General features: G+C 54.5%; 24 protein-coding genes. 12 read left to right on the top strand and 12 right to left on the bottom strand.

Annotation, left to right across the window (positions count from 1 at the left end; all coding sequences use genetic code 11):
- Positions 1 to 52: 52 nt before the first annotated feature.
- Both ACZ1HV_RS09390 and tyrS read left to right on the top strand, forming a co-directional pair.
- Positions 53 to 514, top strand: coding sequence for a MarR family winged helix-turn-helix transcriptional regulator (locus ACZ1HV_RS09390; protein ID WP_298813866.1), 462 nt, complete (start codon positions 53 to 55; stop codon positions 512 to 514).
- A 213-nt stretch (positions 515 to 727) separates the two neighbouring features.
- Positions 728 to 2,005, top strand: a complete 1,278-nt coding sequence (gene tyrS / locus ACZ1HV_RS09385; RefSeq protein WP_472717917.1) for a tyrosine--tRNA ligase — start codon at positions 728 to 730, stop codon at positions 2,003 to 2,005.
- 5 nt (positions 2,006 to 2,010) lie between these two features.
- On the opposite strand, the gene ACZ1HV_RS09380 is transcribed toward tyrS, so the two are convergent.
- The 4 genes from ACZ1HV_RS09380 to ACZ1HV_RS09365 all read right to left on the bottom strand — a co-directional run bounded on the left by ACZ1HV_RS09380 (position 2,011) and on the right by ACZ1HV_RS09365 (position 3,931).
- Positions 2,011 to 2,571, bottom strand: coding sequence for a DUF4166 domain-containing protein (locus tag ACZ1HV_RS09380; protein ID WP_472717916.1), 561 nt, complete (start codon positions 2,569 to 2,571; stop codon positions 2,011 to 2,013).
- 149 nt (positions 2,572 to 2,720) lie between these two features.
- Complete coding sequence (locus tag ACZ1HV_RS09375; protein WP_472717915.1) at positions 2,721 to 2,930, bottom strand: tautomerase family protein; 210 nt, start codon at positions 2,928 to 2,930, stop codon at positions 2,721 to 2,723.
- Between the two features lie 3 nt (positions 2,931 to 2,933).
- Positions 2,934 to 3,320, bottom strand: a complete 387-nt coding sequence (locus ACZ1HV_RS09370) for a nuclear transport factor 2 family protein (protein WP_472717914.1) — start codon at positions 3,318 to 3,320, stop codon at positions 2,934 to 2,936.
- A complete protein-coding gene (locus tag ACZ1HV_RS09365) occupies positions 3,317 to 3,931 on the bottom strand; it encodes a glutathione binding-like protein (RefSeq protein WP_472717913.1) in 615 nt (204 codons plus the stop codon). The genes ACZ1HV_RS09370 and ACZ1HV_RS09365 overlap by 4 nt, the downstream gene beginning before the upstream one ends.
- 210 nt (positions 3,932 to 4,141) lie before the next feature.
- Between ACZ1HV_RS09365 and ACZ1HV_RS09360 the strand changes: the two genes are divergently transcribed.
- Positions 4,142 to 4,465 (top strand): winged helix-turn-helix transcriptional regulator, encoded by a 324-nt coding sequence (locus ACZ1HV_RS09360; RefSeq protein ID WP_472717912.1) that lies wholly within the window; start codon positions 4,142 to 4,144, stop codon positions 4,463 to 4,465.
- Between the two features lie 15 nt (positions 4,466 to 4,480).
- On the top strand, positions 4,481 to 5,197 hold the full coding sequence (locus ACZ1HV_RS09355; protein ID WP_472717911.1) for an alpha/beta fold hydrolase: 717 nt from the start codon (positions 4,481 to 4,483) through the stop codon (positions 5,195 to 5,197).
- Here ACZ1HV_RS09355 and ACZ1HV_RS09350 read toward each other — a convergent pair.
- Entirely contained in the window at positions 5,194 to 5,751 is a 558-nt protein-coding gene (locus tag ACZ1HV_RS09350; protein ID WP_472717910.1) for a TetR/AcrR family transcriptional regulator, read from the bottom strand. The two genes, ACZ1HV_RS09355 and ACZ1HV_RS09350, sit on opposite strands and share 4 nt — an antisense overlap.
- Positions 5,752 to 5,862: 111 nt before the next feature.
- Between ACZ1HV_RS09350 and ACZ1HV_RS09345 the strand changes: the two genes are divergently transcribed.
- Positions 5,863 to 6,330, top strand: coding sequence for a nuclear transport factor 2 family protein (locus ACZ1HV_RS09345; RefSeq protein WP_472717909.1), 468 nt, complete (start codon positions 5,863 to 5,865; stop codon positions 6,328 to 6,330).
- Positions 6,320 to 7,153 carry an ergot alkaloid biosynthesis protein gene (locus ACZ1HV_RS09340; RefSeq protein ID WP_472717908.1) on the top strand — a complete coding sequence of 278 codons (834 nt, stop codon included), beginning with the start codon at positions 6,320 to 6,322 and terminating at the stop codon, positions 7,151 to 7,153. The genes ACZ1HV_RS09345 and ACZ1HV_RS09340 overlap by 11 nt, the downstream gene beginning before the upstream one ends.
- A 155-nt stretch (positions 7,154 to 7,308) precedes the next feature.
- Here the strand turns inward: ACZ1HV_RS09340 and ACZ1HV_RS09335 are convergent, their stop codons facing one another.
- The 4 genes from ACZ1HV_RS09335 to ACZ1HV_RS09320 all read right to left on the bottom strand — a co-directional run bounded on the left by ACZ1HV_RS09335 (position 7,309) and on the right by ACZ1HV_RS09320 (position 11,213).
- On the bottom strand, positions 7,309 to 8,448 hold the full coding sequence (locus tag ACZ1HV_RS09335) for a site-specific DNA-methyltransferase (RefSeq protein ID WP_298813843.1): 1,140 nt from the start codon (positions 8,446 to 8,448) through the stop codon (positions 7,309 to 7,311).
- 232 nt (positions 8,449 to 8,680) lie between these two features.
- Positions 8,681 to 9,265, bottom strand: coding sequence for a DNA-3-methyladenine glycosylase I (locus ACZ1HV_RS09330; protein WP_472717907.1), 585 nt, complete (start codon positions 9,263 to 9,265; stop codon positions 8,681 to 8,683).
- 192 nt (positions 9,266 to 9,457) lie between these two features.
- Complete coding sequence (locus ACZ1HV_RS09325; protein WP_298958831.1) at positions 9,458 to 10,264, bottom strand: amino acid ABC transporter permease; 807 nt, start codon at positions 10,262 to 10,264, stop codon at positions 9,458 to 9,460.
- A gap of 148 nt (positions 10,265 to 10,412) precedes the next feature.
- A complete protein-coding gene (locus tag ACZ1HV_RS09320) occupies positions 10,413 to 11,213 on the bottom strand; it encodes a transporter substrate-binding domain-containing protein (RefSeq protein ID WP_298813837.1) in 801 nt (266 codons plus the stop codon).
- 197 nt (positions 11,214 to 11,410) lie between these two features.
- Between ACZ1HV_RS09320 and ACZ1HV_RS09315 the strand changes: the two genes are divergently transcribed.
- Complete coding sequence (locus tag ACZ1HV_RS09315; protein WP_298813835.1) at positions 11,411 to 12,922, top strand: AMP nucleosidase; 1,512 nt, start codon at positions 11,411 to 11,413, stop codon at positions 12,920 to 12,922.
- 116 nt (positions 12,923 to 13,038) lie between these two features.
- Here the strand turns inward: ACZ1HV_RS09315 and bfr are convergent, their stop codons facing one another.
- From bfr to mutY, 3 genes are all read right to left on the bottom strand, one after another.
- A complete protein-coding gene (gene bfr / locus ACZ1HV_RS09310; protein ID WP_298813833.1) occupies positions 13,039 to 13,524 on the bottom strand; it encodes a bacterioferritin in 486 nt (161 codons plus the stop codon).
- A 224-nt stretch (positions 13,525 to 13,748) separates the two neighbouring features.
- Positions 13,749 to 14,231 (bottom strand): fasciclin domain-containing protein, encoded by a 483-nt coding sequence (locus tag ACZ1HV_RS09305; RefSeq protein WP_298958839.1) that lies wholly within the window; start codon positions 14,229 to 14,231, stop codon positions 13,749 to 13,751.
- A 307-nt stretch (positions 14,232 to 14,538) separates the two neighbouring features.
- Entirely contained in the window at positions 14,539 to 15,606 is a 1,068-nt protein-coding gene (gene mutY / locus ACZ1HV_RS09300; RefSeq protein WP_472717906.1) for an A/G-specific adenine glycosylase, read from the bottom strand.
- A 205-nt stretch (positions 15,607 to 15,811) separates the two neighbouring features.
- On the opposite strand from mutY, the gene ACZ1HV_RS09295 reads away from it, so the two are divergent.
- The 5 genes from ACZ1HV_RS09295 to ACZ1HV_RS09275 all read left to right on the top strand — a co-directional run bounded on the left by ACZ1HV_RS09295 (position 15,812) and on the right by ACZ1HV_RS09275 (position 22,280).
- On the top strand, positions 15,812 to 16,339 hold the full coding sequence (locus ACZ1HV_RS09295; protein WP_298813828.1) for a DUF721 domain-containing protein: 528 nt from the start codon (positions 15,812 to 15,814) through the stop codon (positions 16,337 to 16,339).
- A 198-nt stretch (positions 16,340 to 16,537) separates the two neighbouring features.
- Entirely contained in the window at positions 16,538 to 17,173 is a 636-nt protein-coding gene (locus tag ACZ1HV_RS09290) for a thioredoxin domain-containing protein (protein ID WP_298814055.1), read from the top strand.
- Positions 17,174 to 17,260: 87 nt separating this feature from the next.
- Entirely contained in the window at positions 17,261 to 20,719 is a 3,459-nt protein-coding gene (locus tag ACZ1HV_RS09285; RefSeq protein ID WP_472717905.1) for a chromosome segregation SMC family protein, read from the top strand.
- Positions 20,720 to 21,088: 369 nt separating this feature from the next.
- Positions 21,089 to 21,475 carry an AtpZ/AtpI family protein gene (locus ACZ1HV_RS09280; RefSeq protein ID WP_298984920.1) on the top strand — a complete coding sequence of 129 codons (387 nt, stop codon included), beginning with the start codon at positions 21,089 to 21,091 and terminating at the stop codon, positions 21,473 to 21,475.
- 55 nt (positions 21,476 to 21,530) lie between these two features.
- Positions 21,531 to 22,280: a F0F1 ATP synthase subunit A gene (locus ACZ1HV_RS09275; RefSeq protein WP_298813822.1), complete on the top strand. Its 750-nt coding sequence runs from the start codon at positions 21,531 to 21,533 to the stop codon at positions 22,278 to 22,280.
- Positions 22,281 to 22,326: the final 46 nt, after the last annotated feature.

Genomic DNA, 22,326 nt, shown 5'->3' with positions numbered 1-22,326 from the left:
TGCATGAAAAATCAAGATTGATGCATCTGCATTAAAAAGGCAATGTCAGTCCATGACCGAGAAATCAGAAGAGTTGCCGGACGAAATGGCGATAAACGCGTGGGCGCGGCTACACCGTATAAGCAACATTGCTCTTGAGCGCGTCGAAGACAGATTGAAGAAATCGGGTCTTCCGCCTCTTGCCTGGTACGACGTGCTGCTTGAACTGCGGTGGGCAAAGGGACAGGGATTGCGTCTGATTGAGATTGAAAAACGCACCTTGCTTGCCCAGTACAACGCCTCACGGCTTGTCGATAGGATTGTCGCAGCTGGCCATGCGGAAAAGCGGAAAGCGCAGGAGGATGGGCGTGGCGTCCTAGTCTATCTGACGTCATCAGGGGGAAGACTGCTTGATGAAATGTGGCCGACTTACCGCACTGCGATCAAAGAAGATTTCGCCGACCGATTGACCGAAAGGGACATCGAAACGCTCTTCAAGATCCTTGCAAAACTTTTGCCTGATAAAACTGGATAGCGATTAAGCCACTTGACTCATCCCTCGTCATCTTGCATCAAGCTCGCATGATCAAGACCAGCGCATCCTTTGTGTATTTTTATTACGTCACCGACATACCGGCGGCTGCGTAGGATCTTGCTCACAACATAGACACCTCAAAAGCCGCCGCGTCAGGCGGCTTTTTGGTTTCTAGGACCCAAGCTTCCTGGCGGGGGAACCAGGAAGCGAACCATGACCAAACATATGATCGAAGCCGGGAAACCTGCTTCAAAACTCAAATCGGAAGCGCTCGCTGTGCTTCTTGAGCGTGGTCTCGTGCATCAGTGCACGGACATCGAAGCCCTCGACAACACCCTGTCGCAGGGGCCGATTACTGCGTACGCCGGTTTCGATGCGACCGCGGCCAGCCTCCATGTCGGGCATCTGATGCCGCTCATGACAATGCGTTGGCTGCAGAAACTCGGACATCGCCCGATCATCGTTCTTGGCGGAGGCACAAGCCAGGTTGGAGATCCGAGCTTCCGCAAGGACGCAAGGCCGATGCTCGAAGAGCGCCAGATCGCGGCGAACATCGCCTCCATCCGTCGTTCGGTCGAAAGGCTGGTCGACATGGAAGGGGCAGATGGGGCTCTGTTGGTCGACAATGCGGAGTGGCTGAACGAATTTCGCTTCCTGGAATTCCTCCGCGACTATGGCTCTCAGTTCACGGTCAATCGGATGATGACGTTCGACAGCGTCAAATCCCGGCTTGAAGCACAAATGCCGCTGACGGTTCTGGAGTTCTGCTACATGATGCTGCAGGCCGTTGATTTTCTTGAGTTATCCAAACGTCACGAATGCCGTCTACAGGTTGGAGGGTCCGATCAGTGGGGCAACATTGTCAATGGCGTCGAGCTGGGGCGTCGCGATGGCCGCAAGCTTCATGGACTGACCGTACCGCTTCTGACAACGGCAGGTGGGTCCAAGATGGGCAAAACTGCAGCCGGTGCGGTTTGGCTTCATCCAGAACACCTGTCGCCCTTCGGGTTCTGGCAATTCTGGCGCAACACGGCTGATGCCGATGTTGGCAAATTCCTGCGTCTTTTCACCGAATTGCCGATCAAGGAAGTCGAGCGTTTGTCAGAGTTGCAGGGCGCTGAGCTGAACGAAGCAAAGAAGATACTTGCCACGCAGGTAACGACAATTGTGCACGGCCCGGAAGAAGCGCTGGGTGCTCTGCGGCAGGGGGATGCGCTTTTCGCGGGCGAGGGCGATATTTTGGAGCCAACCCACAAGTTGCCGCTCGCCCGATTGGCTGAGGGACTCGGCCTTCTGGAACTGGTCGTCGCCATGGGGTTTGCCGGCTCGAACGGCGAGGCCAGACGGTTGGTCGAAGGAGGAGCCGTGCGTCTCAACAATCATATTATTGACGATGCGCGCCGTCGTATCGGCACGGGTGATCTGGGCGCAAATGAGCGCTTGTCCCTTTCGGTCGGCAAACGACGCAAGGCTCTGGTGGAGTTTGAATGACCTGTTCAGGCTTTCCCGGTTTCGTCCAGAAGCACGGAGGGCTCAAGCCAGCCCGAATAGCCAAAGACCTTCCCGGCAATTGGGAAGGTCACCTCGACGAAAAACGAGTACTTTCCGTTTTTGACCCGCTCACGGCCAATCGCCTTGGGGGAAAGCCACAGGGGAATGGAAAGTGGTCCGAGATAGACTTTCTCCGGTGTCAGGTCGATACCGTCTGGTGTCGCGATGACGCGCATTTTGAACAAGAACGGCCCAAGACGTTCTTCCATGCAGGGAAAATTGTCTCGCGTGCCAACCATCATATCTGTTTGAAACGGTTGTTTGCCAAAAACGCGCGTCCACCTTTCACCTCCTTCTATGGGGGCAAAGCGTGTTTCAACGGCGACGCCCTTCCGTGCCTCCGGGAGCCTCGCGAGATAGCAGATCAGTCCGGCAACCAGCGAGCGGCCGCGTGTCACATCAGCAGAACCGGTCGCCACACGGGCAAAGCTGTGCATCCTTCGGATTTCGGGAGGTACCTGATCGAAGTCGGCACCAAGAATTGTCTTGTAGAGCGCGCGGGTCATTGTCTTGATTTTGACATCAATAGAGCTTCTTGGTTGAGGTGCTGAATTGCTACAGCTTTGGATCGATCTTTGCCAGGCCTGTCTCGGATTAGGTGTCTCCTTCTGTACGCAATTGGCAATGAAGCCGGAACAGATCCGGCTTCATTGACTTAACGTTGCGTTTGCCTTGCGCGGTACTCTTCAACGGGCAGGCCGCCAATGCCCCAGTTTTCCATCTCGACTTCCTCAATCACCACGAAGGTCGTCGAGGGGCCTTTGCCGAGAATGTTGACCAGCAGGTCTGTTGCGCCCTTGATGAGTTCAGCCTTCTGATCGGGCGAAACTCCCTCGCGAGTGACTTGAATATTGACATAGGGCATCGATCATTCGGCTCCTTCTTCCCGGACTTTGATCTGAAATACTTTGGCCATGATCTTCCATGTGCCCTGGTCTCGAACGAGGGTCAGAAGATCCACGAAATCCTTTTCGCCGATGGAACAGCGAACCCGCGCGAAGGCGGTGTTTTCTCCGGCGAGCTGGATTTCGTCCACGGAATCATTGCGCTCTTCGCCGCGCGATGCCGGCGACTGTCGCCGTGCGACCACAGGGACGTAGTCGCTCATGGTCCTGTAGAGCAGGGGTGTTTCATCCGCAGTTGCGTAGATTGCCTTTGGGTGAAACACCTTTTGCAGCAGCACGGTGTCGCAAAAGTAGAGCGCGTCGAAATAGTCGGAGAGAACGGATTTGATGGGGCTGGTGGCATCGCTCATGCTGCAAGGCCTTCTTCTTCAAACGTCCTTTGTGCAGCTGGCCGGGCTTTGATCCGAGCAACATAGTCCTGTGTCGCCGGCCAATCGGTCAGGGGGACGCCGATGAAGTTGCTCCAGTTCAAGATGACAAAGGCATAGGCGTCGACGACCGAGAACGCATCGCCCAACAGGTAGCGGCCGCTACCGACTAACAGACTGTCAAAATCCGAAATCTTGGCTTTCAGTTTTCTCAGGTTTTCCTGGCTCTCCGCGTCTGAAAAATCTTTTCCGGAAAAGTACGGGCTGAAGGCCTTGTGCAGTTCCGAGGACAGGAAACTCAGAAGTTCCAGTTGACGAAAGCGGTCCAGAGGATTGCCGGCACTGTCTGATGCCAGCTCGGGAAAGTTTTCTCCGATCCAATGCAGGACGGAAACATTCTCGGTCAGCACGTTACCGTTTTCAAATTCCAGCGCGGGCACATAGCCCCGTGGGTTGGTCTTGGAAAAGGAAGCGCCGCTTTCCGTCAGGCCAGCCTCTGTATCGACCTTTTCAAGACTGTAGTTAGCATTGGCTTCATTCAGCAGCAGGTGTGCAGCCATGGAACAGGCGCCGGGCTTGTAAAAGAGTTTCATGTTTCAGGTTTCCATTTGAGGTTTCGATGGCCTGAAAGTGTGGAATTTGATATCTGTTGACAAGTAGGTAACTATTGGTAACTTGCATTATCGAGTTACCGCCGGGAAACCTGATTTCGCCGCCGTGACCTGGAAACCCCGACAAGTGAAAGACGCGTTATGCCGTTGAAAATGCGCAAGAATAAGAGCCCCAGCCCACCTGAACCCTGTATGCTGACTGAGTGCATGCAAGTGATTGCCGGGGCTTGGGCGCCGAACGTGATCTGGAGCCTGCGTGCGGGACCAAGACGCTTCAACGAGCTGAAAAGTGATATTCCTCCAGTCTCTTCCAAGGTCTTGTCTGCACGCTTGTCGGAACTGGAAAGCCGGGGTGTTTTGCTCCGCCACGTGCGCTCGACGTCACCGCCGTCCGTCGAATATGAGCTGACCGACCTGGGTCTGGAGCTCATTCCAGCTCTTGAAGCGATTGTGCAGGTGGGGCACAAACTCAAGCAGTTGCAGGGGTATCAGTTTGAGCAAGACGCGGCCGAATAGACCCAGGATAACCATATGACTTCCAGAACATATGTTTTTGTGCACGGCGTTTGGCATGGTGGTTGGTGCTGGTCACGCGTTGCGGACATTCTGCGCAAGCGCGGTCACAGCGTCAGTACGCCAACCCACACAGGTCTGGGTGAAAGAGCGCATCTATTGTCAGCGGACATAACCATCCAGACCTTTGTTAAGGATATTGTCGCGCATCTTCAGTTCGAGGACATAAGAGACGTTGTCCTGGTCGGTCACAGTTTCGGAGGAATCCCGATTACCGGCGTTGCCGATCTCCTTCCGGACCGCATCGCAAAACTGGTCTATCTTGACGCGATCATGCTGAATTCGGGTGAAACCTGGATGGATCTATTGCCTGAGGATATGGCGCGCGACCGAACGGAATTGGCCAGACAAACCAGTGGAGGTCTGAGCCTGCCTCCCGCACCTCCCGAGAGTTTTGGTGTCACACACCCGCAGGACGTGGCTTTTCTCCAATCCAGGCTGACCCCGCATCCGTTTCGAACCTTCACAACCGCGCTGAAACTCAACAATCCGATCGGGAACGGCATTCCAGCCGCATATATCGAGTGTACTGATCCGCCATATCGACCCGCGAAGGTTGCCTTGGAACGGGCTAAAGGCTTCGGATGGCCTGTGGTCCAGATTGCATCCGGCCACGATGCGATGGTGATAGAGCCTTTGGCGTTGGCGGATATTCTGGAGAATGATCTGCCCTAGGCTTCCCGGAGCGCAGCCGCCAGCATACTTGCTTGCGTCTGCAGCACAGTCCTGCTTGCATTTTGCCCTCTGACGATCATTCTCCAGTAGAGGGGAGCCGGCAAGGTATCTAAAATCAGGTCCCGATCGACAGTTTGACCAAGCTCGCCCCGCAACACGGCCCGGTCGATCAGATCTTGAAATCGCGCGCGCCGTTCTGCGGCAAGATGATCGAGCACGGAAGTGATCTCGCCTCCGCGAGCGCGCTCTGCTTCCAGGTCAGGCAGGATTTTTCTTACAAGCGGATGTCTCAAGACCCGTCTGAGATTTACAAGAAATGCCTGAACGTCTTCCTGCAACGATCCGCAATCCGGAGTTTCCACCAAGGGAACCGCGGTTTCCTTGATTGCATCGCTACAAAACGAGAGCTTTGACGGCCAACGTCTATAGATAGCCGCTTTTCCGGCCTGCGCCCGCGAGGCGACCCTTTCCAGGCTGATGGCCGCGTATCCTCTTTCCGCCCATTCTTCGAACAACGCTCTGTAGAGGGCCTGCGTCAGTTCAGGTCTTTTCAACGCTGCGCCGGCAGGTTTTCGAGATTTTTTTCGTCGATACGGTTGCGTTCCATCGAAACTCTCCTAAATAGGATGAGACGGTAGCGTTCCGACGTTGAAAGGTAAAGTCAGATGACTACGAAACAACCTCAATTGACAGACTTCGCAGCCCTGTTGCGCAAGGCACTCGGTGATGCGCTCAATCCGGGTTCAGAAACGCTTCTCGATATGGTCTGTGAAGAAATCGTTTTTGAATTCCCCTATGCACCAGAAGGCGCAATTCGAAGACTGGATGGCAAGGCGGCGCTTGCGCGATATCTGCCGCGGGTTGGCAAGCTCGTGTCATTGCACACTCTGATCTTACATCAGGTGACCGCCACTGCGGACAAATCGCGATTTGTTGTTGAGTTCAGTTGCACCGGAGAAAGCAATGTGACCGACGCCGGATACGATCAGGACTACATTTCGGTGATCGAACTGAAAGACGGATTGATCAGCTCATACAAGGACTATTGGAATCCACTTGTGGTTTTGGCCGCAGCTGGAAGCACAGAGTCGCTTCGTCAGATTTTGCAGAACGAGGCACAAGATGAGCGCTGAGTATCTTGTGACGGGTGGCACCGGGAAAACCGGCAGGCGGATCGTCAAGCGCCTGCAGGAAAGTGGCCTTGCGGTTCGTGTGGGAACGCGAAAGCCCGAAGAGACGAACCACGTGTTGCATGACTGGGAAAACCATGACGGTTTCACTGCCGCATTGGCTGGGGTCACTGGCGTCTATCTACTGGCACCGACTGACCGCGCAGATCATCTCAAGGTCATGAAGCCGTTCATTGATCTGGCTCTTACAAAAGGTGTGCGCCGATTTGTGCTGTTGAGTGCGTCATCACTCCCGTCAGGCGGGCCAATGATGGGGCAGGTGCACGACTATTTGCAAAAAGTAGCGCCGGAATGGTGTGTCCTCCGACCGACGTGGTTCATGCAGAACTTTTCAGAACAACAACACCTGAGAACCATCCGCGAGAATGATGAAATTTACTCTGCGACGGCTGAAGGACGTGTTCCGTTCATCGATACGGACGATATCGCTGAAGCCGCTTTTGCTGCACTCACCGCGAGTTCTGCCGTGAACAGTGATGTGTTGCTAACGGGTCCCGAAGCGCTTTCCTATGAAGATGTGGCCAGGATCCTCTCATCTGAGACCGGGCGAGAAATTCGTTATGTCGAGCAAAGTGAAAAGCAGATGATCGATCGCTTTACCGGTTTGGGAATGCCTCGCAACTACGCCGAGATACTGGCTGGAATGGACGTCAGCATCTCACAAGGCAGCGAAAACAGAGTGACCGATGAAGTTCAGAATTTAACCGGTACCCAACCTCGCACGTTTGAAGAGTTTGCACACGTTAATCGACAGTCCTGGATCTGAGTGTTGCAAATTGGGGGCGCTTGATCCGGGCAAAGGTTTGCGACCGGTGCAAAAAAATCGGCACGCACAAAAAGAAAAACCCGCCCTCATTTCTGGAGGGCGGGGGAAGTGGGATCCCGCGGGGAACGCGAAGTCTCTTCTGCTTTTTTTATTCGTCAGGCCTGCAGCCTCGATCTGATTTCCTTGCGGAGGTCGTCAATCGGGGCTTTTCGAGTGCCTTTTATAGTATGCCAGAACGTCCAGCCATTGCAGGCTTCCTGGCCCTGGACCAGGGCACCCACTTTGTGGATGGATCCGGTATGATCTCCGGACTTGAGCGAGCCGTCTGCCCGCACGATCGCCAGATGCTTGCCTTTGGAACAGGTCAGTTCGGTGCCCGGTTGCAGGAGGCCGTTTTCGAGAAGGGTCCCGAAAGGAATGCGCTTCAGGGCACGTTTGCCCTGCTGCATTTCCAAAGCACTCGCGTCACCCGTCTCAATGGCATCGATGCGCTCCATCGCGGCATCGATGTAGTCCTGTTCGCGTTCAACACCGACAAAGTTGCGGCCAAGTTTCTTGGCAACAGCGCCTGTGGTGCCGGTGCCGAAAAACGGGTCGAGCACAACATCGTCCGGTTTTGAAGAGGCGGTCAAAACCCGATAGAGCAGCGCCTCCGGTTTCTGGGTCGGATGTACTTTCTGGCCGTCGGCACCTTTCAAGCGCTCCGCACCGGTGCAGAGCGGCAAGTGCCAGTCTGAGCGCATCTGGAGGTCTTCGTTGAAGACTTTCAATGCATCATAGTTGAACGTCGGCTTGGCATCCTTGGACCTGACCGCCCAGATCATCGTCTCGTGGGCATTGGTGAACCGCTTGCCGCGAAAGTTCGGCATTGGGTTGGATTTCAGCCAGACAATATCATTCATGATCCAGAAGCCGAGATCCTGCAGGATCGCGCCGACACGGAAGATGTTGTGGTAAGAGCCGATTACATAAAGCGAACCGTCAGGTTTCATCACCCGGCGAACCGCCAGAAGCCAAGCTCTGGTGAAGGCATCATAGGCCTCGAAGCTCTCGAACTGATCCCAATGATCGTCGCACGCATCCACCTTGGACTGATCCGGCCGGTGCAGATCGCCACCCAGCTGGAGATTGTAGGGTGGGTCGGCAAAGACCAGGTCGACAGACCGGGACGGCAGCTTCTCAAGGGCGGCTACGCAGTCGCCCTTCAGGATCGTGTTCAGCCAGGAAGCGGATGCTTCCGTTGAATTTGTTAGATGGGGTGCCGCGGAGGACACCCCGGTACTCAGTACACTCATTGCGACGCAATACCTCACGCAATTTCGAGTGTCATGGTTACCGGGTTTGGTAAATCAGCGGTTAAACAATCAAAACAAAAATTCTTATTGAATCAATGCTTTGTTTACAATCGTAAAAGTTAAATGAGAAGTTAATGGCCGCTTCAGACCGAAAAGGCCAGAATTCTGCTGATTTCATTCATGCTACGACCGGAAGTTGCCTTCCATTCGTTAAAGGCAACCTGTGCGGCATTTAGATTTTTTTCGACATGCGGTCATTCTCAATGACATTTTCACGGATAAGGGCATTAACCACATCACCCGTGAGGATGAAACTTTCCTTGCCCAGGAAGCGCAGGGCGATTTGCCCCGTACTTCCTCCCAGGCGGCTGCCGCGCTTCTTGATCGTCTCCATCAACCCGACTTGATCGCTTGGCGGATATTGAGCAAAGAACCTGGATGCGCTCCCGTGTTCGGTGGCAAGATCCTTCAGGAAGATGGCGTTGTGCTGTACTGATTTGATCTTGGCAGCATTTCGGACAATACGAGCGTCCTTCATAAGGGCTTCATAAGCCTCGTCCGGTAAGAAGGCGAGGCGGGCGACATCGAAGCCATCGAAAGCCTCTTCGAAACCCGGCCATTTCTGGTCGATGACCTTCCAGCTGAAACCTGCCTGAAATACGCATTTTGTGAACATGGAGAGCCAGCGGTCATCACCAAGCTGCTCAAGTTCTTGTTCGGATTTGGGTTGATTGTGCTCACTCAGGAGCTTCTTCAAATTGTCCGGGCCGCCCTTTTTTTCCTCTGTCAGCGCTACAATTTCGTCAAAGGAACGCATTCTGTTCTCCCCCGCTACAGCATATTTCTCAAGCCAGACTAAGATTCCACAGAACCGAACGTTGGCAAAGCGGGGTATGCGGTTTCGAACCTGACCCTGCTGAATGTCGATGAAGGTATCGTCTTCAGAATGAGCAAGAGCTGGAACTAGACAACAAGTTCAGAACCAGTTGCCGTGATCGCTATATGAGACTTACCGCTCTCCGACAGTGCGTGTGCGCTCAAAACGGCGCAAAGCCAGTGAAAGGGTTATGGTCATCATCAGGTAGATCAAGGCAACGATATTGTAAGTTTCGAAATACCGGAAAGAACCGGCGGCATAGACCTTGCCGAGCTGGGTGATGTCGGCAACGCCGAGAACGGAAACCAGCGAACTGTCCTTGATCATGGCGACAAAATCGTTTCCGAGCGGTGGCAGAATTGTTTTCAGCGCCTGTGGGAACACGATCAATCGAAACCTGAGCCACCGGTTCATGCCAAGCGCCTCGGCCGCCTCGATCTGTCCCTTGTCGACTGCCTGAATGCCAGCCCTGAAAACTTCGGCGATAAAAGCGGAATAACCGATGGTAAGCGCCAGGACAGCGCGCCACAAAAGGGGGAAGTCGCGCGTGCGCAGGGGGTCCTGGCCTAATGGTTCCAGCACCGCATTGACGAGTGCTATCAGGAGCGGGGTCCCGACAAAGGCGATATAAAGCAACAACACGATGATCGGCAATCCACGCACGATCTCGACATAAAATCGCGCCACTTGCCTGAGGATCAGGGAAGAGGACAATGAGGCCAGCGCCAAAAGAAGACCAAGCACAGACGCCAGGAAGAAACCGACAAGCGTGACGAAGATCGTCAGGCCGATCCCGCGAGAAACCGTTGCCATTACCTGGCTGTAGATATCGTCCGTTGCGATTTGTATCAGCAGGAAAACCGCTATGCCGCAAGCGGCCACCAACCAGTAAGGGAAGTCCTGTTTTGAGGCGCCGGTCTGTTTGGATTTGCGGAACATGGCTCGGTCTTTGTTTGGATTTGGGAGATGTGCCACCGGCCAGGAAAGATTGACAAGTCAGCGGATAAAAAACAGCCGGCACCGGAAAACTCTCCCCGATGCCGGCCCAACGGCGGCGTCTCTGAACGATCAGAGAGCGAACAAAGTGCTATTGCCCCACTTTGTAGTCAAAGAACCACTTCGTGTTGAGCGCATCAATGGTTCCATCGCTGCGCATGCTGGCAATTGCTGCATTGAAGGGGCCAACGAGTTCGGACCCTTTCGGGAAGATGAAGCCGAAGTCCTCTGTTCCCATCGGATCGCCGATCAATTTGAACGTGTCCGGGTTGGCTGCGACATAGCCTTGTCCGCCGGTGCTGTCTGTCAGAACGAGATCGACATCACCGATCTTGAGTGCCTGAACGGCGGCGCCGAATGTTTCAAAGAGTTTGATCCGGGGATTGGCCTCGTCTCCGTCCAGTACGTCATAAACAGTCACGTAAAACGGTGTTGTGCCTGGTTGTGCTCCGGCCAGAAAATCGTTGTTGGCAGCAAAACTTTTCGGATCGGTGAAGCGGTCTTCATCTTCTCTTACCAGCATGAACATTTCGGAGCGCATGTAAGGATCTGAGAAATCCACTTGCTGTGCTCGATCTTCACGAATGGTGATGCCGTTCATGGCGAGATCATATTCACCAGCGCTGATCGCAGGGATCATGGCGTCCCAACTGGTGTTTTGAAAGGTGACTTTCATGTTCAGACGTTTGGCGATCTCGGCAATTGCGTCATATTCCCAACCGATTGCATCGCCAGACTTGGGATCAACGAACTGGAGAGGCGGGTAGGTGTTTTCCGACGCTATGACGACTTCCTTGCCACCGAGGTCGGGAAGACTATCGGCAAGGGCTGCGAAACCGGTGCCAACCACCACCGAGGCTGCAAGCGCAAAAGAAACTATGGACCGTTGCATGGGAAACTCCTTGTAATAATTCATGATGACAATACCGGCTTCGCATCGTCGGGAAAAGTGCATCAGATTTGCCTTGAACTATAAGCGCAGAATTTTTCTCTCTGCGAAAAAAAATTCAAAAACAGATGCTGGATCTATTGACCAGGGCATGAGTTGGCAGGACTGTGTGGCCCATAACAACAATAAGGAGACGGTTTATGTCCAACAGTATCAGCAAGAATTTGCAACCCGAAGTCCGGCGCGTTCGGCTGGCACCCTCGCACCCGCTAGAGGTCTTCACCGATGCCGGCAAGGCGGTCGACAGGCTGATTGAAATCTTTGAAGACAACACTGCATTCTTGCGATCCCAATTTCAAAATCTTCTTGAAGGCAAGGAAATCACTGAACGCGTACGAGCGTATTATCCGCAAGTGCGGATCGTGACCGACAGCCATATACGTCTCGACAGTCGCCTTTCTTACGGTTTTGTCTCCGGGCCGGGGACCCACGCCTCAACCATCACACGGCCGGATCTTTTTCGAAATTATTTGTGTACGCAGCTTTCGCTTCTGATGAAGAACCACGATGTGCCAATTCAGGTTGGCGACAGTGAAATGCCGATCCCGCTGCATTTTGCCTTCTACGATGGAACGCATGTGGAGGGCGGCGCGGCAGCGGCCAATCTGGATCGTCCGCTGGCGGACATATTCGACTTGCCTGATTTGACCGTGATGGACGATTCCATCGCCAATGGCACTTATGAGCCGAGTGACGGGATCATGCCGCTTGCGTCCTTCACGGCGCCGCGTGTTGACTATTCATTGCACCGCCTCCAGCACTATACGGCAACCGCAGCTGAACACTTTCAGAACTATGTTCTTTTCACGAACTATCAGTTCTATATCGACGAATTTTGCCGCATGTCCCAGGAACTCCTGGCAAATCCGGATAGCGGATACGAGGCCTTTGTATCACCGGGAAATCTGGTAACCAGGGCTGGAGACTGCGAGCCCTGCAGCGGTACTGAACCTGCAAAGCTGCCGCAGATGCCGGCCTATCATCTGAAGCGGGCCGACGGCAGCGGCATCACAATGATCAACATTGGCGTCGGCCCGTCCAATGCCAAAACCATTACGGATCATGTCGCCGTCCTGCGGCCGCATGTCTGGCTTATGCTTGGCCACTGTGCCGGTCTCAGAAACAGTCAGACGCTCGGCGATTATGTGCTTGCGCATGGTTATGTGCGAGACGACAACGTTCTCAATCAGGATCTGCCGGTTTGGGTGCCGATCCCACCTCTTGCGGAAGTCCAGGTCGCGCTTGAGGATGCGGTTGCCGAGATTACCGGCATTGATGGTTATGACCTCAAACGTGTTATGCGAACCGGCACGGTTGTGTCACTGGACAACAGGAACTGGGAACTCTGGGATCAGCCCGAACTTGTCAAAAGGTTCTCACAGTCCAGGGCGATCGCGCTTGATATGGAATCGGCGACAATTGCAGCCAATGGCTTTCGTTTCCGGGTTCCCTACGGAACGCTTTTGTGTATCTCGGACAAACCGTTGCATGGTGAGCTGAAGCTGCCGGGCATGGCGACCGATTTCTATAAGCGGCAGGTTGCCCAGCATCTGGAAATCGGCATCAGGGCGATGGAAAAGATGCGCGACATGACGGCCGAGCGGCTCCATTCCCGCAAACTCAGAAGTTTTGCAGAGACAGCTTTCCAATAGGTAGCGAAAGGTTCAAAGGACCAACTCGGCATATGACCGGACTGGCTGGTCGAAAAAAGTTTCAAAAATGAACTAAAACAACGGCCACGCGATATCAACGCGTGGCCGAATTTGCGTTACTCGGCTTCGTCTGCAGGAACGGCATTCAACATGCCGTAGCGCTCGATCCCGATTTTTTCCAAAAGGTCCAGCTGTGTTTCCAGAAAGTCGATGTGACCTTCTTCATCTGAAAGAAGTTCTTCGAACAGCTGCATGGAGACATAGTCACCTTCGTCTCGGCAGATGTCGCGCGACTTGGAATATGAAGTGCGAGCGTCGTATTCGCCCGCCAGATCGGATTCCAGGACTTCCTTGATATTCTGCCCAATCCGCAGAGGCGCAACCTTCTGCATGTTGGGGTGGCCTTCAAGAAAGATAATACGATCCGTGATCTTGTCGGCGTGCTGCATTTCTTCAATGCTTTCCTCACGCTCTTTCTTGGCCAGCCGCGCAAATCCCCAATCGGCAAGGAGGCGGTAGTGCAGCCAGTACTGATTGATCGCGCCGAGCTCCAGAAACAGAGCCTCATTCAAACGCTCGATGACCTTCTCATTTCCCTTCATGGGATGCCTCCTGTAATTGAATCTTGGCGCACTTTAGAATTATTCTAGGGTGCGTGTCCAGACAATCAAAGCTTGAATTCGGAATAAAATGACGCATCCCGAGTTTATGAGTGGAATTGCATCTCCGGTAAAGTGAGACCAACACCTCGAACCGCCGAAAATCAAAAACAAAGCGCGATCTTTGAAAAGACCGCGCCTGTGTTTTCTTGGACCTTAAAACTGGATTACGACTTCGGCATGATAACCGTGTCGATGACGTGGATGACGCCATTTGAGGTTTCAATGTCTGCAGTCACGACGTTGGCGTTGTCGACTTTTACGCCGTCGGTTGCGTCAACGGAGATCTCGCTGCCTTCAACGGAAGCAACTTCGGCTTTCTTGCCGGCGATATCGGATGACATCACTTTGCCTGGGACAACGTGGTAGGTGAGGATCGCAACGAGCTGGTCTTTGTTTTCCGGCTTGAGCAGGGTCTCAACTGTGCCTTCAGGCAGCTTGGCGAATGCTTCATCTGTAGGTGCGAAGACGGTGAACGGACCTTCGCCTTTCAATGTGTCAACGAGACCGGCTGCTTGAACTGCGGCGACCAAGGTGCCGAAGGAACCTGCGTCGACTGCGGTGTCAACAATGTCCTTCTGACCAGCATTGGCAGCAGATAGCGGCAGGACGAGAAGTAGAGCAAAGACCAGTTTTTGAACGAATTTCATGACGCACTCCCATGGTTTCACAAAGACACAGCTATCCCGCTCCCGGACATGTCTTTTTCCGAGATTTTTCAGGTGCTTGATCGAATTCTGTGTCGGTCTTGGTACGACGGCCAATGCACATTGGATGAGGAAAAAATCAGGACGAATTTATCCATGTTTTTTGTTGATCCAGAAGTGGTCGTAAAACGTGGGCGCTCTCGGTTTGGTTGTGAAACATGCGACGCTGCCTGCCCAGGGGCATTTGGAAACGCCACCTGTGACGGGGCAAAAGGGTGCAGTTTGCCGGGCGCGAGGTGGTGCGTGAGAATTAGGAAAGGGCTACTGCCAGCACTTTGCGCATAACCGTGGGGAGCGCTTCTGTTTCAAGTGCGTCGGGTTCAGACCACCAACTGGCTTCAAGCTCAGGCATAGTGTCACCGAAAAGGTCGGTGCGGAAAACTGTGAGGCGCAAATGAAAATGAGTGAACGTGTGTTTGACCTCGGTTGGCTGCATTCGCCAGTTTGCTGCGAAGGGAACATCTTCCAGGGCCGAGTCGGCTTCAAACTGCTCAGTCCAGTGTGTGCCGGGCACTTCGGTCATACCACCAAGCAGACCGCTTGGAGGCCGCCGGCGTAGCAATACTGCGCCGTTACCAGCATTGACAGCAACGAATGCCGCGCCAAATCGGGTTGGTTTTTGCTTCTTCGGAGCCTTTCGCGGCAACGTTTCAGCAATTTCGGTTCCCTGGACCTTGCAAATTGAAGTCCAGGGGCAAAGCGCGCAGGCTGGTCGTCTCGGTGTACAGATAGTAGCGCCAAGGTCCATTACGGCTTGAGCGAAGTCTCCTGGGCGTACAACGGGTGTCAATTCACCCATCCGGGCTTTTACAAGAGGTTTGGCATCGGGCAGCGGCGTTTCAAGCCGGTCCAGCCTCGTTATGACGCGTTCCACATTGCCGTCGACTACAGCCGCGTGTCTGTCAAAGGCAATAGTTGCGATTGCCGCCGCGGTGTAGGGCCCGATTCCAGGCAGTTTCAGTAGTTCCGCCTCGCTCGCGGGAAATCGCCCATCCAGCTGGTTGGCGACAGTGTTCGCACATTTTTTGAGGTTGCGGGCGCGGGAATAGTAGCCAAGACCGGCCCAGGCCTTCATCACATCTTCCTCGCTTGCAGCAGCGAGGTGCTCTACGGTCGGCCAGATTTTGACGAACTTTTCGAAGTAGTCCTTCACGGCCGCAACTGTGGTCTGCTGCAGCATTATTTCCGATAGCCAGACGCGATAGGGGTCTGGAACTTCACCAACATCGCGGTCCTGCGGTGAAACTCTCCAGGGGAGGCGCCGTGCATGGCGATCATACCAGTCGAGCAAGGTTGAGGCAGGAGAAGCAGATGTCATGATATCACTTGGGCTAACAAGGCATTTTCACGGATTGAACCTTTGGAAAGCCTGGGGACAACTTTGGCGGTAAACATCCGTGAATTGGATTGCACCAAGTATTCGTCGTCATTTTGTCGTATTCTATTGGAACACTTCATCCCAGACCCCAAGCTGAGTTTTGAAATCTGATTTCATCAGCTTGGTGAGGAGGTATGTCATTCGCGTGGTAAAGGCAATCGCTCACCACAAGCCAAAAGGGGCTAAACCGCTTGCCGATCTTGTCGGCAAGGCGATGACGCCTGCCTGCAGAAAGCGAGGGTTTGCGTCTGTCGATATTGTGGCCGCGTGGGCAGATATCGTTGGAGAACGGTATGGTGGCAGGGTTCAGCCGGATCGCCTGATCTGGCCAAGAAGGCCGGACCTCAGCGACCCCGAAAGACCGCCGGAACCGGCGATACTTGTCGTCCACACTGATGGGGCGACTGCCCTGATGCTGTCCCATGACAGTGCGCAATTGATCGAGCGCATCAACACCTTCTATGGCTGGGCAGCCGTTGGCCGCCTCAAGATTCTGCAACGACCGGTTCAAGTCAGGCGGCAAGAACAGCCCAGGCGACTTCGCGACTTGACGCAATCGGAGGAAAAGCGGCTGGAGGAGCGCCTTGAAGGGGTTGAAAACGACCGTTTGCGGCAGGCACTCAAGAAGCTCGGCGCTCAGGTGATCGCCCGAAACCCGGACAAGGCTGCTTGAGATTTAAGGCTTGTTTGTAGGCGAAATCCCTCATTTCACGGCGATTTGCGATAACAACACTGTGATGCAAGCGCTTGTTACGTCCTCTCTCTTGCCACATTTGATAAGCCTTGTTGACGCGGAGTGCTCGAAGGGGCACATGAGATGTTGGAACAGGCACTTGCGAGTGCCGCTTTGACTTTTGACAGGACAATGTTCGTGACCCAGAACCGTAGACAGTTTCTAAAAACCACTGCCTTGGCGACAGCCGCATTCGGCCTGGCCGGCAGTCTTCCGGCCCTTGCACAGTCCGTCGATGTGGACGAACTCATGAAACCCGGTCCATTGGGTGAAAAGGCTCTGGGTGACGAAAACGCACCGGTGACCATCATCGAATATGCGTCCATGACCTGTGGTCATTGTGCAAGTTTCCACAAGCGCACCTGGCCGGACCTGAAAAAGGAATATATCGAGACTGGAAAAGTCCGTTTCGTATTCCGTGAATTCCCGCTGGATCCGGTCGCTGCGGCGGCCTTCATGCTGGCCCGCTGTGCGCCTCAGGACAAATATTTCGAGATTGTGGATACCCTGTTTGAAAACCAGAGATCATGGGCTTTCACCGACAATCCGTACCAATCTATGCTCGATTTTTCGAAACAGATCGGATTTACACAAGAGTCCTTTGAGGAATGCTTGACAAACCAGGGCTTGCTTGACGCAGTTAACGCTGTGAAAGACCGTGGTGCAAACGAGTTCGGTGTAAACTCCACGCCAACGTTCTTCATCAATGGCGAAAGAGTGTCCGGGGCACTGTCGATTGAAGAAATGGGCAAACTTATCGAGGAAAACCTCTAAGCCGGCTTTCAAACAGCCGAAGGCGAAAGCCTGCCTTGATCTGATCGTGTTTGCATCGGCGCCTACTCCTGAGGAGTGTTGGCGCCGATGAAGTTTTCGAAACTCCGTATCGTCGGTTTCAAGTCTTTCGTCGAACCGATGGAATTCATCATCGGGAATGGCCTGACCGGCGTGGTTGGGCCTAATGGTTGCGGTAAGTCCAATCTGGTGGAGGCGCTCCGCTGGGTGATGGGCGAGAACTCCTACAAGAATATGCGTGCGTCCGGAATGGACGACGTCATTTTCTCAGGAAGTTTGAACAGGCCTGCGCGCAACACCGCTGAAGTCACACTGTTTCTGGAAAATCCGGATCGCACGGCTCCAACGGCTTTCAACGACGCGGATCTGCTTGAAGTCAGCCGGCGGATCGAGCGCGAGCAGGGCTCCAACTACAAGATCAATGCAAAAGACGTGCGTGCACGTGATGTACAGCTGCTGTTTGCCGATGCTTCAACGGGTGCAAGATCACCTGCAATGGTTCGTCAGGGCCAGATTGGTGAACTGATCGCCGCCAAGCCGACATCGCGTCGGCAGATTCTTGAGGAAGCTGCGGGCATTTCCGGGCTTCACTCACGTCGGCATGAAGCCGAGATTCGTCTGAGAGCGGCAGAGCAGAACCTTGAACGGCTTGAGGACGTTCTGGTTCAGATCGATGGTCAGCTCGACAATCTCCGTCGGCAGTCGCGTCAGGCGACGAGGTACCGCAACCTTTCTTCCGAAATCAGGTCTGCCGAAGCCTCGATCCTCTATATTCGATGGACCGAATCCCGCGATGCACTTGCAACGGCCGAAAGCCATTTCGCTGAAGCGCAGAAGCAGGTCAATGAAGCAACGGCCCTTCAAGCCGAGAGCGCGCGCGTTCAGGCAATAGCGGCTCACAAACTGCCGGAACTCAGAGATGAGGCCGCCAGGGCCGGAGCTGCCCTGCAGCGTCTTGTCCTTGCACGAAATGAACTGGATGCAGAAGAGCGACGGGTGAAAGAGCGTCTGCAGGATCTTGAACGCAGACTGGTCCAACTGGCTGAGGATATTCGCCGCGAACAGAGTATGGTTTCTGAGAACGATGAAGTTCTTGAGCGTTTGGGCGAAGAAAGAGCGGAGCTTCTTGAAGAAAACGAGCTTGTTCAGGAGCGCACGGAAACTGCGCGCGAGAAGGTTGCCGAGGCCGAAAGCTCCTTGCAAGAGCTTGAAGCCAGCCTTTCAGACCTGACGGCCGCCGAGGCACGTGCACGTGCGGAGCGGCAACAGCTGGAAAGAGCCGTCGCAGATAGCCGCCAGCGCGCCGATCGCCTGCTGGCGCAAGCTCAGGATGCGCAGCAAACCTTGCAAGAACTCGATGCTCAAATGGCCGAGCAGGACGGAGTTTCAGAAAATCGCGAGGCGCTTGAACTCGCTGAGGAAACACTGGTCGAAGCTGAGGCGGCAGTGGAGGAAGCTGAAGCCTCAACCCGCGCAGCACGTGAAGGCGAACAGGCCGCGCGTGGCCCGTTGGGTGAAGCGCAACAATTGCTGCAGGGGCTGGAAACGGAGGCGCGTACTCTTGAGCAGGTACTGAATGTTCATTCCGAACAGGATCACACACCTGTTGTCGAACAGATCCAGGTTGAACAGGGTTTTGAAACCGCACTCGGCGCCGCACTTGGTGAGGATCTGGACGCAACCCTGGAAGAAGCGGCTGCTGTAAAATGGGGCCAAACCCTGTCAGGGCAAGGTGATCCGCCGCTGCCTGATGGTGCGCGTCCATTGTCTGCACTTGTTGTTGCACCGGTGGAGTTAAGTCGCCGCCTGGCGCAGATAGGCATTGTGTCTCAGGAAGATGGGCCGCGGCTCCGCGCCGCGCTCAAACCCGGACAGCGGCTGGTCTCCGCAGAAGGCGATCTTTGGCGTTGGGATGGATTTGTCATTGCAGCCAACGCTCCGACACCGGCTGCACAAAGACTTGCTCAGAAAAACCGGATAGCGGAGCTGGCGGACGAGATTGAGGCTGCAAGACGGTCGGTTGGGCAGCACCAAGGGGCACTCGAAGAAGCGGTAAATGCGATTCGTCAGACCGTGGAGCTTGAACAGGCTGCGAAAGGCAAGGTTCGGGATGGACAGCGCCTTGCGGCGGCTGCGCGGGAAGCCCTGGTTGCGGCCGAACGGGCAACCTCGCAACTGGCGGCCAGACGGGAAGCTGCCCAGGAGAGAGCCGAACGCCTTGGCGAGGAAGCCGAGATGGCGCGGGAGCAGGCCATAGAGGCCGAAGAGCGGTATGAGGCCGCGCCTGAGAGCTCCAGCTATCGAGAGCGCATTGATGAGCTGCAAGCGAAGGTCAGCGCTGCCCGGAGCGCTTTGGCGGAGGCGCGCGCCGTTTCCGAAGGGCTAACGCGTGAACAGCAGATGCGCGACAGGCGTCTTGAATCGATCGCCCGCGAATATGATGGCTGGAAAACCCGGGCTGCCAATGCCACGAGGCAGATTTCCACTCTGACCGAGCGGCGCGAAGAGGCCGAAGAAGAACGGGCGGAGCTCACTGAAGCGCCGGAGGATATCAAACTCAAACGTCGTGAATTGTTTTCCGCAATTGCCAATGCGGAAGAGGTCAAGAAGGCAAAGGATGACCGCCTCTCCCAGGCAGAACTCGACCTGTCGGATGTCGACCGGGCGGCAAAGGTCGCAATGGAGGCAATGGCGGGCGCAAGGGAAGAAAAAATCCGCGCCGAAGAGCGATTGGAGGCAGCGCGCGAACGCAAAGGCAATCTTGAACGCAGGATTGATGAAGATCTCGAAGTCACAGTTGCAGCCTTGCCGGAAATTGCGGGTCTGAAAGAGGGAGCTCCCTTGCCGGATCCCGAAGCGATGGAACGCAAACTGGAGCGGCTGAAGGCCGAGCGTGAGCGTTTGGGTGGTGTCAACCTGCGGGCGGAAGAAGAACTCAAGGAAATCGACGAACAGAAAAACACCCTGACATCTGAGCGTGACGATCTGATCGAGGCGATTCGCCGTCTGCGCACCGGCATATCAAATCTAAACCGCGAGGCGCGCGAACGTTTGCTTGCTTCATTTGAAGTCGTTAATGGGCATTTCCAGCGTCTTTTTACCCATCTGTTTGGCGGTGGCACCGCAGAACTTCAACTCGTGGACAGCGATGATCCGCTTGAAGCTGGGCTCGAAATTGTCGCACGCCCGCCGGGCAAGAAGCCTCAGACGATGACTTTGCTGTCCGGCGGTGAGCAGGCGCTAACTGCTATGTCCCTGATTTTCGCCGTTTTTCTGACGAATCCGGCTCCGATCTGTGTTCTCGACGAGGTTGATGCTCCGCTCGATGATGCCAATGTCGAGCGTTACTGCGATCTTCTGGACGAGATGTGCGCGAGCACGGAAACCCGTTTTGTTGTGATCACCCACAACCCGATCACCATGGCACGCATGAACAGGCTGTTCGGCGTGACCATGGCCGAAAGAGGTGTGTCGCAACTGGTATCCGTTGATCTCGAGACAGCCGAAAGGTTTCGCGAAACCGGCTAAGGCCTTGGCGGCAAAAGGTCTGTTCACCTGCCGGGCATTTCAACTGCCTGATTGTCTTCTGATCCCTCAATACCGCATCGCATCAATTCGCGGCGGTTCAGCGATCTTGTGCTTGTCTCAGCAACAACAAATGATTCATTCGGCGTTGAAATCGTCCCTGAAACGCATTTGGTGCGCACTGCCGCGGGATCGGCATGCAACTTAGGTCTGGGTAATTTGATGTGACCTTAAAAAGATAATATTTTTCAACTAGATAAGGATTGTTGATGGCTTCTTGACACGGCATGAGGTGCCGACTATGGTGCGCGCGGCTTACGGGGCTCTCCCGTTGTTGTATCTGACATGTCGGCGTGGTGGGGACTTAACAACATGTCTTCGCAAAACGGCGGTGACGAAGATCAGAACGGCGACGCACCGGAAGCAGGTCTGTCGGAACGGCGGGCTCAATTGAACCGGATGCTTGATGACCGGCGTGTCGAGGAAGAAAAAGCCGCGCGCAAGTCACAGAGCAACTCATCCGGATACGCACAGGCGATGAAGCTGTCTTCAGAATTCATCGCTGGTGTGTTGGTGGGGGCCGGGATTGGTTGGGTGGCCGACCAATGGCTAGGAACAACGCCTCTAGGGCTGATTGTGTTCTTGCTGTTGGGCTTTGCGGCCGGTGTTTTGAATGTTCTGCGCTCGGCCGGTGTTGTCGAGCAGCCAGGGGCTAAGGGCACCAGCAAAGAAGACGTTCACAAGAACAGGCCGGACTAGAATTTGTCGCGCCTTATCGGCGCTGTGATAATGAACGAACGAAGAAGGCTGGCCGGTGGCGAACGATCCGATCCATCAGTTCCAAATCCAGAAAATCTTTCCGATTGAAGTCGGAGGAATGGATTTCTCTTTCACCAATTCTTCGTTGTTCATGGTTTTGACCGTGGCAGCGACATCTGCGTTTCTAATCTTCTCGACCAGCGGTCGCGGCCTGGTGCCGACCCGAGTGCAGTCGGTCTCGGAAATGATGTATGAATTCATTGCCGGAACGCTTCGAGATGCGACAGGAACCGACGGGATGCGATTCTTCCCGCTTGTGTTCTCGCTCTTTATGTTCGTTCTGGTCGCCAACCTCTTCGGGATGTTCCCGTACTTCTTTACCATCACAAGCCACATCATTGTCACCTTCGCCCTCGCGATGTTGGTGATTCTAACCGTGATTTTCTACGGGTTCATGCGGCACGGAATGAAGTTCCTGAAACTCTTCATTCCAAGTGGCGTTCCTGGCGCACTGATCCCGCTGGTGACCATGATCGAGGTTATCTCGTTCCTGTCCCGCCCGATCAGCCTTTCTGTTCGTCTGTTTGCGAACATGCTTGCCGGGCACATTACATTGAAGGTCTTCTCCGGCTTTGTCGTCAGCCTTAGCGCTATGGGTGCCCTGGGCATTTTCGGCGCGATTCTGCCGCTCGCAATGACGGTCGCCTTGACGGCGCTGGAATTTCTTGTCGCTTTCCTGCAGGCCTACGTCTTTGCCGTTCTGACCTGCATGTATTTGAACGACGCAATTCATCCTTCACACTAAGGGTAATCCAAATCACACGGCGATAGAGCGCCGTGCGTGAGAAATC

Source organism: Roseibium sp. JB4-4 (assembly GCF_055693425.1).
This window is presented reverse-complemented; position numbering and strand designations above follow the sequence as displayed.